Consider the following 16284-nt stretch of genomic DNA (forward strand, 5'->3'; position numbering starts at 1 on the left):
AAAAACAACCCTACTGCAACAATATATTCAATACCCCCATAAAGAAATTAGCCCAAAAATTACTTGTTTCTATTGGCTGTCCTCCCTTTTGTACCTCTCCTTTAAATTTACCATTTTTGTCGTATTTCTTGCACATCCATATTCCACTATCAACCTCATCGCAATCCTGCTTTTCTTGTCCATTATCATAATATTCGATTGCTTTCTGTGTAAATTGCAGGTGGTTCACATCGTTATTCTTTGCTATGCTGTAATATCTTACTTTTCCGTTTGGATAATATAGTTCCTGTGGAAGTCCTGCTAGTGAATTATTTTTAAAAGTAAACACGCCTTGTAATCGTCCTTGCTTATCGTATCTTTTTAGTTTACCATTTAATATATCATTTATCCTTCCTTTCTGACTATAATCTTGAGTTATCTCTATCACTGTCTTCACATCTTTTCCATTTTCATAGTATACTGTTTTTATTCCATTTAATCCATTTGTTACCTTATAAGTTGAAGACAAAGTTCCATTTTGCCTATATTCATTACATAATATCATTATGTCATCTTTATAAAATCTATCTGATTGCAATTTTCCGTTAGAATAATATTCTAACCCCTTACCTTCATTTTTGTCATTTTTTTGAGAAATTTTTATTTTCAATTGATTATTTGGGTAATATTCATATACTTCTTTTTCTGAATGTCCATTTCTATAAAATAAAATTCCTTCTACATTTTTTTTGTTTTTCAAACCTTTAATTGCAGAACCTGTAAATGGCTCAGTTTCTCCTAACACATATACTTTATCTTTAGATTTATTTCTTTCAATGTTATCCCAATCTACAACTCTTTCTACCTCAATATTTTTTAATTCCTCATAATTACTTAATTTTTTAATTTCATTTATTTCGCCTAAATATGCTGATTTAAGAAAACTCGATGATAAAAGAAATAATAATAAAGTTTTATTTTTTAATTGAAGCATTTCCAGTCCCCCCTCCACTTGGAATACTATCCGAAAGCACATTCTTAAACTGTTTCTCTAAGAAATATATTGGATCTCCTACTTCAACTCTGTTCACTGAATTTGGACTTTGCTTAACCACTAATTCAAATTCTCCTTCTGATGATTCGCTTAATATTAGTTTCTCATTGTAGCTTACTACTTCTACTTCGGGGATTCGCACGTATCTTACTGGGATTCCAAAACTTACTCCAAATACGCTTTCTGCAAATTCTAATTTAACCATAGTTTTTCCTCACTCCTTTTTCTAAAATTTTTTACCAAACAGCAGGGCAATAGCCCTACTGCAACAATATATTCAATACCCCCATAAAGAAATTAGCCCAAAAATTACTTGTTTCTATTGGCTGTCCTCCCTTCTGAACTTCTCCTTTAAACTTCCCATTCTTATCATACTTTTTACACATCCACATTCCACTATCAACTTCATCACAGTTTTCCTTTTCCTGCCCATTATCATAGTATGAAATAGCTTTTTGGGTAAATGTTGGATTTTTCTGATTATTGTCTTTGGCTATCGCATAATATTTTACCTTTCCATTTGGATAGTATAATTCTTGAGGAAGTCCTGCCATTGAGTCATTTTTGAAATTAAAAATAGCTTGTAATCTTCCCTGTTTATCGTATGATTTTAATTTACCATTCAAGATATAGTTTACCATTCCTTTTTGGCTGTAATCCTGTATTACCTCAAGGACTGTCTTTATATCTTTTCCATTTTCATAATACACTGTTCTTATTCCATTTGAGCCATCCACTGCTTTATATGTTCTGAATGTTGTTCCATTTTGTCTGTATTCTGTGCTTATTTGCATTACATCATTTTTAAAAAATTTTTCTGATTGTAATCTTCCATTAGAATAATAATAATATCCTTTTCCCTCATTCTTGTCATCTTCCTGAGGAACTTTTAATTTTAATTGACTATTTGGATAATATTCATATGCCATTTTTTCAGTGTGTCCATCTTTATAAAAAAATATTCCTTCTATATTTTTGTTACTATCTAATCCCATAATTGCAACACCAGTAAATGGTTTGTTCTCTCCTATTACATATACTTTATCTTCAATTTTATTTCTTTTTATTTTACTTCTATCCACTATTTTTTCAACTTCAATAGTTTTCAATTCATCATAATTACTCAATTTTTTTATACCATTTATTTCATTTAAATATGCTGATTCAAGAAAACTTGATAATAAAATAACCAAAATTCCTACACTATTCTTTATTTGGAACAACTCCTTCCCCTCCTTTCCCACTTGGAACACTATCCGAAAGCACATTCTTAAACTGTTTCTCTAAGAAATATATTGGATCTCCTACTTCTACTCTGTTCACTGAATTTGGACTTTGTTTAACTACTAGCTCAAATTCTCCTTCTGATGATTCACTCAATATTAGTTTCTCATTGTAGCTTACTACTTCTACTTCGGGGATTCGCACGTATCTTACTGGGATTCCAAAACTTACTCCAAATACGCTTTCTGCAAACTCTTTTGGACTTTCTAGGTTGTCTTTGGCCTTGTTTTCTAATATCATTCTTCTTTCCACTCCTTTCACTCAGAACCTCAACAATCAGCAGAGCCAAAAAGCCCTACTGCAATAATATATTCAATACCCCCATAAAGAAATTAGCCCAAAAATTACTTGTTTCTATTGGCTGTCCCCCTTTCTGTACTTCTCCCTTAAATTTACCATTTTTATCATACTTTTTACACATCCACACTCCTCTGTCAACTTCATCACAATTTTCTTTTTCCTGTCCGTTATCATAATATGAAATTGCTTTTTCTGTAAACGTTGGATTTTTTTGATTATTGTCCTTTGCTATTGCATAGTATTTTAATTTACCATTTGGATAGTACATTTCTTGAGGAAGTCCCGCTATTGAGTCATTCTTGAAATTTAAGATGGCTTTTAAATGGCCTTGTTTGTCATATGCTTTTAGCTTCCCGTTTAATCGATAGTTTATCATTTTTTTCTGACTGTAATCTTGTGTTACTTCTGCAATTGAACTTATATCCTTACCATTTTCATAATATACTGTTCTTATTCCATTTAATCCATCTATTACTTTATATGTTCTGAATATTGTCCCATTTTGTTTATATTCTGTACTTATTTGCAATACATTGTCTTTATAAAATCTATCTGATTGTATTTTTCCACTATAATAATACTCTATTGCTTTTCCTTCAGCACTATCGTCTACATATTTTTGTATCAATCGAAGTTTCCCATTATCATGATATTCATATATAATACCTTCTGCCTTTCCTTTTTTATAAAAATATAATCCTGTTATACTGTTTTTATTCCTTTTTATTGCTACGCCCGAAAATGGAATTGTTTCACCATGCACATACACATATTTACCATTTCTATCATAATTATCATAATCTACTGTCTGTTCCACTTCAATATTTTTTAATTCATTATAATTCTCTAATTTATTTAATTGAGGGATTTCTGATAATTTTACAGCACTTAAATAGTTGCTAACCAAAATAAAAAATATTATTATTTTTTTATTTAATTTCATTACTTTTTTGCCCTCCAGTCTGCAAAGGAACACTATCTGAAAGCACATTCTTAAACTGTTTCTCTAAGAAATATATCGGATCTCCTACTTCCACTCTGTTCACTGAATTTGGACTTTGTTTAACTACTAGCTCGAACTCTCCTTCTGATGATTCACTCAATATTAGTTTCTCATTATAGCTTACTACTTCTACTTCGGGGATTCGCACGTATCTTACTGGTATTCCAAAACTTACTCCAAATACGCTTTCTGCAAACTCTTTTGGACTTTCTAGGTTGTCTTTTACCTTGTTTTCTAATATCATTCTTCTTCCACTCCTTTCACTCAAAACCTCAACATTCAGCAGAGCCAAAAAGCCCTACTGAAATAATATATTCAATACCCCCATAAAGAAATTAGCCCAAAAATTACTTGTTTCTATAGGTTGCCCACCTTTCTGCACTTCCCCTTTAAATTTTCCATTCTTATCATATTTCTTACACATCCACATTCCACTATCAACTTCATCACAGTTTTCCTTTTCCTGTCCATTATCATAGTATGAAATGGCTTTTTGGGTAAATGTTGGATTTTTCTGATTATTGTCTTTGGCTATCGCATAATATTTTACCTTTCCATTTGGATAATAAATCTCCTGAGAAAGTCCTGCCATTGAATTATTTTTAAAATTAAAAATACCTTGTAGTTGCCCTTGCTTATTGTATACTTTTAATTTACCATTTAAGATATAGTTTATCATTCCTTGTTGGCTGTAATCTTGCGTTACCTCAAGAACTGTTTTTATATCTTTTCCATTTTCATAATATACTGTTCTTATTCCATTTAAACCATCTACTGCTTTATATGTTCTGAATTTTGTTCCATTTTGTCTATATTCAACGCTTGTTTGTGTTATATCATCTTTATAAAATCTATCAAAATTAAATTTACCATTTGGATAATACACGTATGCTGGACCTTCAGCTTTACCGTTTTCATAAAAGTACAATCCTATTATATTGCTTTTATTCCTTTTTATTGCTACACCTGAAAATGGAATTGTTTCACCATGTACATATACATATTTACCATTTCTGTCATAATTATCATAATCTACTACTCGTTCTACTTCGACATTTTTTATTTCATTATAATTCTCTAATTTATTTAGTTGAGGGATTTCTGATAGTTTCATTGCATTTAGAAAAATGCTTACTGCAACAATATAGCACAATATTAATTTTTTATTTACCAACATTTTTATCGCTCCCCCCTCCACTTGGAACACTATCCGAAAGCACATTCTTAAACTGCTTTCCTAAGAAGTATATTGGATCTCCTACTTCTACTCTATTTACTGAATTTGGGCTTTGCTTAACTACTAGCTCGAACTCTCCTTCTGATGATTCGCTTAATATTAGTTTCTCATTGTAGCTTACTACTTCTACTTCGGGGATTCGCACGTATCTTACTGGGATTCCAAAACTTACTCCAAATACGCTTTCTGCAAACTCTTTTGGACTTTCTAGGTTGTCTTTGGCCTTGTTTTCACGATTTATTTTGTCTACTTCCTCTTTTAAGCCTTCTTTTTCTTTTATTAGTTCCTTTTGTTTTCTTTTGTATTCTTCTATTTCTTTTAGGGTTTTCTCATTTTCTGCTTCATAGTTTAGTATTGTTTCATAATTCTTTATTTGACTATCTATACTATCCGTTTCGTTTGTCAATTTATTTTTTAATGCTGTTTTATCTTGTATTTCCTTTGCCTTTTTTTCTTTTTCTTTTTCTGTCAATGGTGTTGTTAAAGGAGTGAGCCCATTTAACTCATTTGCTAAACCTTGTATTTCAAGATCTAATGGTGCTAATTCTATGTATTTTTTTCTATATTCCTCTTTCAGTTTCTCCATTTCCACTCTTATTCCCGCTTCATCCTTATATTTTGAGAGTGCCAGTTTTCTTTCTGATGATCTGTCTGTTGCATTTTTGAATTCTGCTGCCATATTTTTGTTTAGTTCCTGAAGTTTTGCATTTATATCTGTTATTTTTGCATTTATTTCCTGTCTTTTTAGTCCTTCTGCCGCTTGTCCTTCATCCTTCCATTCATCTACTTTATCTGAAAGTTCCTTTTTTACTGGTTTTGTTTCATTAAAATATACTATTAACATATTTTTTCTTATTTTTGACAATGCAGGTTTTGGTATGCTTGACTGAGTTTGGGAATTTGCAGCTAAAGGCAGTGCTTTAGGCATTGATTTTGTTGGTTCTTTTGGGATTTCACCTGTTGCCCATTTGTTCAGCTTATTTATCACTTGTAAATTTGACATATATTCTATTATCTTTTTTCCCGCTAGCTGTCTAAATCTTTTTTTACCATTTGAACCTAATTTATCGTAACTTAGTAAATCTTCAACCAATCCCTTTTTTTCTTCCTTTGGTAATTCTATTCCATTTTTTTCCTTGTCTAAGTCAAGTGAAGTTATTTTCCCTTTGATTCTTATTACTGTCCCGTCTATGAACTGCAAGTCATTAAATCTATTTTCAAACATTGTGTTTTTTCCACTCATTAAAACCATCAATGGTAAGTTAGATGCTGCTTCTGCCTTTGAAAATTCTACTTCATTTACAAATACTGGAAATATTTCTATCCTGCTATGAAGCGGATTGGTTGTTATCAATCCTTTTCCAATTTCTTTTAATGTTTCACCTATGTTGTCCATATCGTAATTTACATTATTAGTTTGTTCTCCTTTAAATTCACTAAACATTACATATGCTCTCATATACTTATTCTCCCTTCAAATTATAATCTATATCATTTGCATTCATTTCTACTTTTGTTGCCTCCACATTTACTTGTGGAGCATTCATTTCCACTTTTGCCACTTGAAGCACTACTTTTCTTTTTTCTATATCTTTTCTAGTATCATTTGCCAATGCTCCAATTACATAGCCATCACGTATATTTCTAAACTCCACTACTACATTTTCCTTTTCACTTGGTATTACAACTGTTGATGTCCCACTTAAATATCCTGTATTTATTAATATGGGAAATGGATAGTAGCTGTTTATTTCAGTTTGATTATTCTTCATAATTACTGTTCCATTTTCCTTCCCTTCAACCTCTTCACGATAGTTTAAAGCCTCCTTCCCTTCATCTATCAATATTTGTGAAAAATCAACGTATACTCCTATCCTTTCCCCTTTTTCAATTATTTTTTCAGTTCTTTCCTGATGGAATTTTTTATCAGCTTCTAACATTGCAACTTCTTTTTGCTTTTTTTTCAATTCTTGCCGTTTCTCTGATATAAATTTATTTTCATTTTCATCAAGTTCCCCATTTCCTCTATTAGAATACTTCTCTTTGCTCTTTTCTAATTTTAAAAGTTCTTCTCGCTTTCTCTTTACTTTTTCTTCTGTTTCCGTTTCATTTTCTATACTATCCTGTAAATTTATAATATCATTTTTTAAATTCGTTTCCGCATTTTCAATCTCCTTCAGTTTTTCTTGATTTTGTAAGTATTCTTCCTGTATTTTTTCATCTGACACTACTATATTTACAGCATCTTTAACTTTCCCTTCCAGACTATTTGGAAATTCCACTTTTATTTTTTCAGAAATTGTTTTAATCTCTGAGATAGTCTTACTCTCATAAAAATACTGTGTTTTTGTCAAACTATTTATAACAATTTCGCTTTCACTTATACAATATCCTTTATAATATGTTCCTAATTCCAAATATTCTGAAATTGGCATATTTTTATTTAATCTAATAGGCTCTTCTTTCTTATTAGAACTTTCTTTCTGCGCTTCAAAGCCTATTACCAAATTTCTTCCCTGTATATATACCGGGATTTTAAGTTCATAGTATAAAAATCTTATCAAAAATTGCCAAAATGTTTCATTATACTGCAGTACAAATCTTTTTTTCTTATAATTTAAAAATGGCTCATTATTCTCTATAATATTCCATTTAAAATTTAGATACCCTCTTAACTCAGTTGAAACATTTGCTTCATTTCCATAATAATTATGGATTTTTTCTTTAAAGGAATCTAAAAAATCTTTTATTGTAAAGTCAGTTTTATAATCTATGAACATTGGAACTCTATCCATTAGTTTAGTTATTGATACAGCAGTTATTGTTATTGTATCCCATATTGTACCTTCAACTTTTGTAATTAATCCATAAAAATATGTTTTTTCAACTTCATTTTTCTCATTTCCCAAATCAACACCAATAAAATATTTAGTATTAAACATAAAGTCTTTATTTTCAGGAATGAGAAGTTCATCAATTTTTTCTCTCGTAAATTTATCAAATTTATCAATTTTCATTTCCGCTTCCATTATTGAATGTTCCATCATTTTATTTGTTATTTTTATCTTAAAATTTTGTAATTGGACATACCCTCTTTCTTCTTTTTTGCTCCCAATAAATATCTGAACTCTATTTGCAACTGACATATACTTAGTATCTCCTGCACTTACTTTATTTTCAATTGTAATCGGTTTTATCCCACTACTATTAGAATTAACAGAAGTAGAATCACCACCTGCATTATCTCCAAAATCTCCATTTGTTCCCATACCTGCATTTTCAGTTACAACATTTGTTTCATTATTTTCAATTTCTGGCATTTAGTTTCCTCCTTCTAATTTTATTTTTATTAATTTTAAAATTACATTATTAACATTTCTCCAATTTTCAATGTTTCTTCTACACCAATTACCCCAATATGATATTCCCACATTACTTTTGGAAAATACTCCATTGGTAAAAACAACTCTGCAAGAACTTTTACTTTTCTTTTATTAGCTTTATTCTTTTTTGCATTTATATAAAACAAATATTTTTTCTTTTCATATCTATACCTATAAAATATACTGTCTTTAAATATTATTTTAAGAATTTTGCAAAAAACATATAATGAATCATCTGTTTCATAAGAAACTTTTAAATATCTAGCAATTTTCATTTTTTCCGTTTTAGAAAAATACTTTATATTATTTTTTACAAACTCACCAAAATATCCATTTTCCATTAATTCTATATACTTTTTTAAAATAATATATTTATAGTTTATTCCCTCTTGCAAATCAACCTCTGCCAACAGATGAAACATAATATTGTTTATCGCTTTTTCCAATATTTCCTCTTCTTCTATTAAATAGTCGTTTAAACTATTAAAAATGCTATTAAATCTCACATACGGATTTACTTCAATTTCATTTTTATCAATCTCTATTGCGTTTAATTTACCATCATTTAATTCCATATAGGAAGATATTTTTTCTTTTGGTATCAAAAATTTTATATTTTCTGTTTTTTGAGAGTTATTTCGTATATCTTGTATCACTTTCCAAATATATTTATACTCTTCTTTTCTATTCATCATAATCATCAACCACCTTAAATATATATTCTGGATATATGTATTCAAGTTCACTTACTAAATATTCCATTTTTTTTATCATTTCTCTTTTATCAATATTATCTTTTTCTATTTTTAGTATAATTTCCTGCTTTAAATTTTTATCCAAGTCAAAATCGTATTTTATAAAATGGTTTAATTTTTTCAGTTTTAAATATTTTCTGTTTTTCAATGTTTCAATACCTATATCTTTAAGCACTATATTATCTAGTGTTTCATATGATGAAAATAATCTATTAATTTCTGCTCTTGTCCTAATTCTTTTTAAAATTGTTATTTCATTGTTTTTTTGTATATTAGAATGGATTTTAAATTTTAATTCACTTTCTTTTCTCTTAATACCATTTATATCCAAAAATTCCCATATTTCCCAATCATCATCAAGAGATTCATCAGAAAGAACATTTATATTTTCATCATTTCCTCTGTATATAGAAAAATATTCCCCGCCTCTTTTATGATTTACTAAAATATTATTATTTCCCTTATAATCCAGCTTATATCTATATACAATATTATTTTCATATGGTAATACATAGTCCCAAGAATTTACTTTTTTTCTATTTATATTCCATACTAAAAAACAATCTTTTTTAGCTTTTTCTTCAAATTCTTCCAAATCATAATTCATATCATATATTTCATCCATATTCAAAAATTCCCTGTTGTATTCATCAATTATTAAATTATAAAAATTATCATTATAATATGAATTAACTGTTTTCCATTCTAATCCATTTTTTTGAAAAATATAGTATAGATTTTCAATAATTTTATCATATTTAGAAGACTTTTCTAATCTAAAAGTAATTGGTATTTTTTTATTATAGTCATCAATATATCCTTGAAATTTTCTATCTTTTAGTTCCTTTTCTTCATTTTCTGTCAATTCCATATATATCGTTTGAAAAATTCTATTTCTTTTTAGCATTATATCCTTCATATTTAAATTTTTTATATCTTTTTCTATAAAATCCTCACTAAAAATTACTGTAAATAAATTATCATTAAGTTTATATTCCTTTTCATTCATAACCGTCATACAGATAAAATGATTATTTTTAATTTCATTTGAAGTTTCTCTTTCCCTATTTTCTATTTCATTAATTCTATTTTCAATATATTCTTTCAAGTCATTAAAGTTATCATAAAAATTATCTCTAAAAAAATGTCTTAACATATCATTTTTAAAATCCAACATCTCTTTTTTCATCACTTTATCAAAGTCTTTCATTTTTACCTCTTTTCTCTGTCTTTTATAAACTTTTAAATGTTTATATTATACAACTTTTTTTTAATTTATCCAATTTATATTTTTTATTAATTTCTACAGTCCCCCTTTGATAAATAGTTATGCAATTTAAAATTCATAATAAATCCACTATTCAAAGGGAAATAATATAAAAAAAGACTATCTCGTACTTACAAGACAGCCTAGCGTATAGTTATTAAATTGTCAAAAAACTAAAAACTTTTAATAAATATATTACTGGTTATTTTAATAATTTTTAAGCAAATTCTAAATTTATAATCTAAAAATACTTTTTATATCAATATATTTTATATAAAATATAATAAAAAAGAATACAACTATAAAATTTATACAAATAGCATCAATTAAAAAAATTTATATATTTAATTTTATAAAGTATTCAAAAAATCTTCAACATCATATAATTTTGCTAATTCATCAGAATACAGTATATTATTCGTAAAAATTCTATGACAAATTACAAATAAAAATATTAACATTGCTATTATTAGATAAATTTGGGAATTTTCTAAAAATATTTCTGTTAATTTTCTAATAACAGCTCCATATGCTTCATCATAATTACCTTTACTATTAACAGTTAATGTCATTATATTTGAATAGTAGTTGTTTATTAATCCTAAAAAACTTGTTGCTATTAATAAAATTCCACCATTTTTTAATGACAATGCAAATGTTATCGTTTTTCTTGATAAAGTTTTTTTTATTCTTTTTTTCAATTCTTCTTCGGCTTCTTTTTTGTCAAAAGTAATATTATAATCCTTTTTTATTTTTTTTTCAAAAGCCATATTTATTTTTTTATTCAATTTATAGCTTTCTTTAAAAGGATTTAAAAAAATCCAAAACAACCAGTTTATTTCTAACTCTCCTTCTATTTTTACTTTAGCTTCTTTCAAAATTTTATCCATTTTCAAATCTATTATCCTTAAATTTATAAAATAGCCTAGCAAAAAAAGTATTGATATTAGAATTGCTGTATAATTATTTATTGTAATATATCTCAAAAATTTAATATTTCTTAGAATAGGAATTGTTAGAAATAATAGAAATAATAGAAATAATAATATTTGAATAAATAATTTCATTTCTTTGTGTATAATGACATTAATTATATTAAAGTTACTTCTTTCTACCATTAATGAATCTAAATTTTCAATTTTGTCTTTATTTGTATTTTCAGACATTTAAACCTCCACTATTATTTTAGAATATTTTTTAATTAATGCTATTTGTTTAAATTCTTAAAAATCTTATCCTAGCTCTTATTTTTCTTTTTTCAGTCTAATAATCTCTCGTTCAATTTCTTCTATTTCTTCCTTTTTTTTCTTATCATCTTTTTCTAATTTTGATAATCTTTTTTCTCTTTCCCGCTTTTCATCTGCTAGGCTACGACGTTGAACGATTATATTATTTTGTAATTTTTCATTTGGATTAACAATGATTTCCTGCCCTTCTTTTATTCCATTACCATAAATTTCTATTTTTTCACCATTATTAATACCTATTTGAACTTCTTGTTCCGTTACTTTATTGTCTTTATCAATAAAATAAACATAACATTTTATTCCAGCTTTAGAGTTTTTCTTTACAATTGCCGTTAAAGGAACTGTTAAAACATTTTCTCTTTTTTGATAGTAAAGACGAATATTTAGTTTTTCATTTAAAACAAGATTCTGAAATGAATTTGTTAAAAATTCTAAAGTTTTTAAGTTATCCACACCAATATCATTAATTTTATATAGTGTAGCATTGAATGTGTTAGAATTTCCATCTCGATTATCTTTTGAATTTTTTAAACTTGTTGACTGCATTTTTGCTTCATTTCCAATAGTAATGTATTTTAACTTTTCTGACTTAACAGGATCACTTGTAATTTTTAAATCATAACTTTTAGCCAATATCAAAACAGGAGCAGATGTGTCTGTTACACCACCTTCTAATACATTTATTTTTACAATATATCCATCAATTGGACTAAAAACTACCCTTTGAACTAATTGTTTTTCCTGAAGAAGTTTTGCTGCTTCAATTTGTAATGCTTCTACTTCTCCTCTAAGTTGCTGCATTTGTTGACTTACATCTACTTTTTGTTTTTCTTGTTCTATTAAATATCTTAATTGAGATTGTTTTACAGCTAGAGCTTCACGTCTGTCATTTAATTTATTATCTAACTCTTTTTCTTTATATTCACTAAAGCGAATTATTACATCACCTTTACTAACTTTATCCCCTTCTTTAAAATAAACTTTGTCAACTCCTAATTGTATGTTTAATCCTATTGTAACAAAGTCTTTTGCTTCAGTTTTACCTTGTGTGTCAATAAAGAGCTCTAAATTTTCTCGTTTAATTGGTTCAACAATAAACTTGTCATTAAGTCTTGGAGTACAAAACTTTATCATCAAAAGAACTACAAATATTAATATTGTTGGTAATAGCCATATAACATTATCATTTTTTTTCATTAATGTTCTCCATCAAAATATGAAATTTCATTTAAATTATCTTCGTATGGGAAATATTGTTTACGCCCTAAGTATAATTGATCATTTTTACGTTGTATTGGAAACACAAAAAATCCCCAATTATTTAAATCAGTGTATATAAAAAATCTTACAGTATTATTTTTAATTGTATCTGTGTCATCTTGTGTAATTATTCCTTCAAATTCTGGTAAAATAACCTCTGCATCTTTTTCGACATAATCTTCCTCATTTTTGTAAATTAACTCTTTTTTCAATTCACCTTCAGCATTATGAACGTAAATTTTTAGCTCTTCAGCAGTAACTGATTTATCAATATCCCCTCTTAATATTTTAGCTTTTCTAGAAGTTCTTAACATTTCAATTAACTCACCATTATATTTTTCAACCCAAACAGAATAAGGAACAAGTGGAACCTCATTTTCTATTTTTACATCCATATGCCCAAAACGTTTATAGTCTAAATATTTTATTGCACCATCAAGACAGTTCAATTTTAATTCATAATCATCACGATGGCTAAGTTCTTTGTATTCTATCATTTTTCCTGGCACAAATTCTTTTAACACTTCCTGAAAAGTGCTAATTTTAGTTGATTGCCCACTTAATTTGATTAATGAATATTCAAATAATACCCCTTCTTTATAATATGTATTCAAAAATTTTCTAAGCATTCCATAAATATCAGCTTTCACAATTTTTTCAATTTCTTTAATTGTAAAAATTATTTCTGGGTATTCAATAATTGTTTTAAAAATATCATTTTCATAAATATGTAATTTCCATGCTTTTAATTTTGTAATATGTATATCATTTCCTGTTTCATACTTATCTGTTACATCAAAGCGAGTTCTGATTCTACCATCAGTAGTAAAAAATTCCTTCTTCAGATTTTCAGCAGCTTCCCATAACATATAAAAATTATTTCTAATTTTTCTATATTCATCACTCATCTTGTTTTCAAATTTTGAAAATTTAGTGGGAATTATTTTTTCATACTTATCATACTCTTGTTGCATTTTTTCAAAAATCTTTTCTACACCAAATTCATCAATTACCTTATAAATCATATCATTATCATATTCTATTAAATCATTTATAGATAAAATTTTATTGTTTGAATAACTTGCTCCTAATACTATTTTTAAAAATTGCATAATTCTATATGTTAAATTATTTCCACCAAAGTTTTCATCACCATTTTCAAAACTTGTTTTAATATCCAAATAATAAGATACTCTTCCATTTTCAATTACATACCTACAAGCAGCTAAGTCTGTTGTTCCACCACCACAATCAATAACTAGTGCATTATATTTCTCTTTTTCCCTATAATTTCCATTACGGATTTGTATCTCAATCGTGTTGTATAACACAGCAATCGCTTCATCCATTGCATTTTCACGAATAATTTCATATTCGTATTCTTTTACTCCATCTTTTTCATTTGTAAAAATTTCCTGAAACATACTTAAAAATTGTTCCTTTAATTTTACTGGACTTGAAGCATGTATTTTTTTAAATTTACATTTAAAGGTATATTCAGCTCTATCAACAACATATTTTAAATAGGCTTTTATAACTTCTTTTCTTTTTACATAAGTTATATTTCCAAATTCATCATTAATTTTTTCTTCCACCTGATGATCATGAACCCATTTTTTCAATCCATAAAATAATGAACCAGTTACAACATAATCATTCATTTCCAATTTTCTTAATACATCGTATCCAAAAGAGTACTCAATATTGCTTCTATCATTACAATCTTCAACATAAGCTAAGGTTGGAAATATTTCTCGATAATTTCTTTCGCCATCATTAAATTTAACATAATTAATTTCATTAATCTTAATATTTCCATTTAAAATGTCATTAGTTGGTAAACTTTTTACATAATTTCTATCTAAATATGCTCCAACTGCTGTATTTACTGTTCCAAAATCAATACATAAAGTTGCATTTGTGTATTCAAGTTCCCTTACTTCAAAATTTTCAAGTTCAACCTTGTAATAATCAAGTTTATATGGATATACTGGATATATATCACTATCTTTATGGTTATAAAATTTATAAATAAATTTCAAATCGTTTTCTTCAAAAAATAACAATGAAAATTTATTATTGGTTAAATCATCTACTCTAAAAAATTCCTTTTTGCTTGTTAAATAATAAGCATCTTTTGAACTCAAATCTTTTTCCAATTGAAAAATTCCACACAAATAATTATTTGCATTTATTAAAAAGGCATTTGCATGACTTATATGATCGGGCAATACTATTTTATAATTATCTTCTCTAGTTAAATTTAATTCCTTATAAAAAATAATTTTATGTGGTACCCTAATGCTGTTTTCATGATGAATTTTATTTCTTAATTCTTCATCAAATAATTCCTGAACATTTACCAATCCATTTTCATTATACTTATTGATACAGTAATCTGGTTTAGCTCCACGATATTTTAGTATAATCTTTATCAACTCTTCTCTAGTAGGCGTATCAACTCTTGCTTCTACCAATTTTTCTTCAATAGCAATTTGATACATCTCATAATATGATTTTCTTCTTAATTCTTCTTCGTAAAATAGTTTCATTAAATTTCCTTTCTTTAAAGTCTACAATACTTTCAAATTCACCAAAATAAATTTTAATAAAAATTAGACAAATCTAACATTAAATAATAAAATCAAAATTTTTAATTTTAAAATGATTTTATTATAAACTTATATTTTTACTTTTTCTAATTCTTCAAGCAATTCTTCACAACTAGAATACCGCTCATTTTTATCAATAGATAGTCCTTTGGAAATTATTTGTTTTAGCAGTTCGTCTATTTCTTTTTCATAAAGTAATTCAGGATAATAAAATCTTTTTAATACATCCATTGGTTTTTGTTTATTTAACATAAAATAAAGTAATGCACATAAACTATATATGTCTGTCCTTACATCATTTTCTGCTTTTAAAGAATACATTTCAAGAGGAGAGTAGCAATCTGTTACTTTTATATACGTTCCATTCTTTTCATTATCTATAATGCTTGAACCAAAATCAATAATTTTAATTTTATGTTTCCCATTAATTAAAATATTTGATGGCTTTATATCACGATGTACGACATTTTTATTATGTATTTCTTTTACTGTTTTTAAAATATTAAGAAATATTTTTACAATGTCTTCTTCTAAAACATCATTTTCTAATATATATTTTTTCAAAGTTCTCCCTTTAAAATATTCCATTATTAAATATATCGTTCCATTTTCTTCAAAGTATTCATTTAATTTAATAATACTGTCATTATTAAATCTTTTCAATACATCAGCTTCTCTATTAAAACTTTCTCTAAGCATTTTAAAATTTTTTTGATACCTGTCAGTAAAAACAACATTATTATCTCTAATAACAAATTTTGAAGGAAAACATTCCTTTACGATGTATTGTTTATTTCCATAAGAAGATAAGTACACATTAGAAAAATCCGTCTTAGAAACGTAACTCTCAATTTTATATTTTCTATTTAATTTATATTCTAATGGTAAAAAATCCATTTTATT

15 protein-coding genes are annotated in these 16284 nt (G+C 26.8%); all 15 read right to left on the minus strand.

The window, feature by feature from the left end:
* Window positions 1-10 precede the first annotated feature (10 nt).
* Complete coding sequence (locus tag HW276_RS09560) at window positions 11-973, minus strand: toxin-antitoxin system YwqK family antitoxin (RefSeq protein ID WP_178938292.1); 963 nt, start codon at window positions 971-973, stop codon at window positions 11-13.
* On the minus strand, window positions 954-1238 hold the full coding sequence (locus tag HW276_RS09565; RefSeq protein ID WP_178938293.1) for a hypothetical protein: 285 nt from the start codon (window positions 1236-1238) through the stop codon (window positions 954-956). The genes HW276_RS09560 and HW276_RS09565 overlap by 20 nt, the downstream gene beginning before the upstream one ends.
* A gap of 55 nt (window positions 1239-1293) precedes the next feature.
* Window positions 1294-2256, minus strand: coding sequence for a toxin-antitoxin system YwqK family antitoxin (locus HW276_RS09570; protein WP_178938294.1), 963 nt, complete (start codon window positions 2254-2256; stop codon window positions 1294-1296).
* Window positions 2237-2557 (minus strand): hypothetical protein, encoded by a 321-nt coding sequence (locus tag HW276_RS09575; RefSeq protein WP_178938295.1) that lies wholly within the window; start codon window positions 2555-2557, stop codon window positions 2237-2239. Before HW276_RS09575 ends, HW276_RS09570 begins: the two co-directional genes overlap by 20 nt.
* Before the next feature lie 55 nt (window positions 2558-2612).
* Window positions 2613-3560, minus strand: coding sequence for a toxin-antitoxin system YwqK family antitoxin (locus HW276_RS09580; RefSeq protein ID WP_178938296.1), 948 nt, complete (start codon window positions 3558-3560; stop codon window positions 2613-2615).
* The gene (locus HW276_RS09585; protein WP_178938297.1) at window positions 3547-3864 is read right to left on the minus strand and encodes a hypothetical protein; all 318 of its coding nucleotides are present in this window, start codon (window positions 3862-3864) and stop codon (window positions 3547-3549) included. The genes HW276_RS09580 and HW276_RS09585 overlap by 14 nt, the downstream gene beginning before the upstream one ends.
* A 54-nt stretch (window positions 3865-3918) precedes the next feature.
* Window positions 3919-4797 carry a hypothetical protein gene (locus HW276_RS09590; RefSeq protein WP_178938298.1) on the minus strand — a complete coding sequence of 293 codons (879 nt, stop codon included), beginning with the start codon at window positions 4795-4797 and terminating at the stop codon, window positions 3919-3921.
* Window positions 4784-6316, minus strand: coding sequence for a hypothetical protein (locus tag HW276_RS09595; protein WP_178938299.1), 1533 nt, complete (start codon window positions 6314-6316; stop codon window positions 4784-4786). Before HW276_RS09595 ends, HW276_RS09590 begins: the two co-directional genes overlap by 14 nt.
* 4 nt (window positions 6317-6320) lie before the next feature.
* Complete coding sequence (locus HW276_RS09600; protein ID WP_178938300.1) at window positions 6321-8177, minus strand: hypothetical protein; 1857 nt, start codon at window positions 8175-8177, stop codon at window positions 6321-6323.
* A 41-nt stretch (window positions 8178-8218) separates the two neighbouring features.
* Window positions 8219-8935: a hypothetical protein gene (locus HW276_RS09605; RefSeq protein ID WP_036060180.1), complete on the minus strand. Its 717-nt coding sequence runs from the start codon at window positions 8933-8935 to the stop codon at window positions 8219-8221.
* Entirely contained in the window at window positions 8925-10205 is a 1281-nt protein-coding gene (locus HW276_RS09610; protein ID WP_178938301.1) for a hypothetical protein, read from the minus strand. The genes HW276_RS09605 and HW276_RS09610 overlap by 11 nt, the downstream gene beginning before the upstream one ends.
* 407 nt (window positions 10206-10612) lie before the next feature.
* The gene (locus HW276_RS09615; protein ID WP_021746689.1) at window positions 10613-11428 is read right to left on the minus strand and encodes a hypothetical protein; all 816 of its coding nucleotides are present in this window, start codon (window positions 11426-11428) and stop codon (window positions 10613-10615) included.
* Window positions 11429-11506: 78 nt separating this feature from the next.
* Window positions 11507-12706 carry an efflux RND transporter periplasmic adaptor subunit gene (locus tag HW276_RS09620; RefSeq protein WP_021746690.1) on the minus strand — a complete coding sequence of 400 codons (1200 nt, stop codon included), beginning with the start codon at window positions 12704-12706 and terminating at the stop codon, window positions 11507-11509.
* Entirely contained in the window at window positions 12706-15321 is a 2616-nt protein-coding gene (locus tag HW276_RS09625) for a molecular chaperone (protein WP_178938302.1), read from the minus strand. The genes HW276_RS09620 and HW276_RS09625 overlap by 1 nt, the downstream gene beginning before the upstream one ends.
* 129 nt (window positions 15322-15450) lie before the next feature.
* Window positions 15451-16278 (minus strand): serine/threonine-protein kinase, encoded by an 828-nt coding sequence (locus HW276_RS09630; RefSeq protein WP_021746692.1) that lies wholly within the window; start codon window positions 16276-16278, stop codon window positions 15451-15453.
* Window positions 16279-16284 lie beyond the last annotated feature (6 nt).

The organism is Leptotrichia sp. oral taxon 417, from assembly GCF_013394865.1.
In the GTDB taxonomy this organism is placed as follows: Bacteria; Fusobacteriota; Fusobacteriia; order Fusobacteriales; family Leptotrichiaceae; genus Leptotrichia; species Leptotrichia wadei_A.

What these genes read in the sequence shown, in the direction of transcription:
- HW276_RS09560 (WP_178938292.1), bottom strand. Translation starts at nt 973, where the DNA reads ATGCTTCAATTAAAAAATAAAACTTTATTATTATTTCTTTTATCATCG.
- HW276_RS09565 (WP_178938293.1), bottom strand. Translation starts at nt 1,238, where the DNA reads ATGGTTAAATTAGAATTTGCAGAAAGCGTATTTGGAGTAAGTTTTGGA.
- HW276_RS09575 (WP_178938295.1), bottom strand. Translation starts at nt 2,557, where the DNA reads ATGATATTAGAAAACAAGGCCAAAGACAACCTAGAAAGTCCAAAAGAG.
- HW276_RS09580 (WP_178938296.1), bottom strand. Translation starts at nt 3,560, where the DNA reads ATGAAATTAAATAAAAAAATAATAATATTTTTTATTTTGGTTAGCAAC.
- HW276_RS09585 (WP_178938297.1), bottom strand. Translation starts at nt 3,864, where the DNA reads ATGATATTAGAAAACAAGGTAAAAGACAACCTAGAAAGTCCAAAAGAG.
- HW276_RS09590 (WP_178938298.1), bottom strand. Translation starts at nt 4,797, where the DNA reads ATGTTGGTAAATAAAAAATTAATATTGTGCTATATTGTTGCAGTAAGC.
- HW276_RS09595 (WP_178938299.1), bottom strand. Translation starts at nt 6,316, where the DNA reads ATGAGAGCATATGTAATGTTTAGTGAATTTAAAGGAGAACAAACTAAT.
- HW276_RS09600 (WP_178938300.1), bottom strand. Translation starts at nt 8,177, where the DNA reads ATGCCAGAAATTGAAAATAATGAAACAAATGTTGTAACTGAAAATGCA.
- HW276_RS09605 (WP_036060180.1), bottom strand. Translation starts at nt 8,935, where the DNA reads ATGATGAATAGAAAAGAAGAGTATAAATATATTTGGAAAGTGATACAA.
- HW276_RS09610 (WP_178938301.1), bottom strand. Translation starts at nt 10,205, where the DNA reads ATGAAAGACTTTGATAAAGTGATGAAAAAAGAGATGTTGGATTTTAAA.
- HW276_RS09615 (WP_021746689.1), bottom strand. Translation starts at nt 11,428, where the DNA reads ATGTCTGAAAATACAAATAAAGACAAAATTGAAAATTTAGATTCATTA.
- HW276_RS09620 (WP_021746690.1), bottom strand. Translation starts at nt 12,706, where the DNA reads ATGAAAAAAAATGATAATGTTATATGGCTATTACCAACAATATTAATA.
- HW276_RS09625 (WP_178938302.1), bottom strand. Translation starts at nt 15,321, where the DNA reads ATGAAACTATTTTACGAAGAAGAATTAAGAAGAAAATCATATTATGAG.
- HW276_RS09630 (WP_021746692.1), bottom strand. Translation starts at nt 16,278, where the DNA reads ATGGATTTTTTACCATTAGAATATAAATTAAATAGAAAATATAAAATT.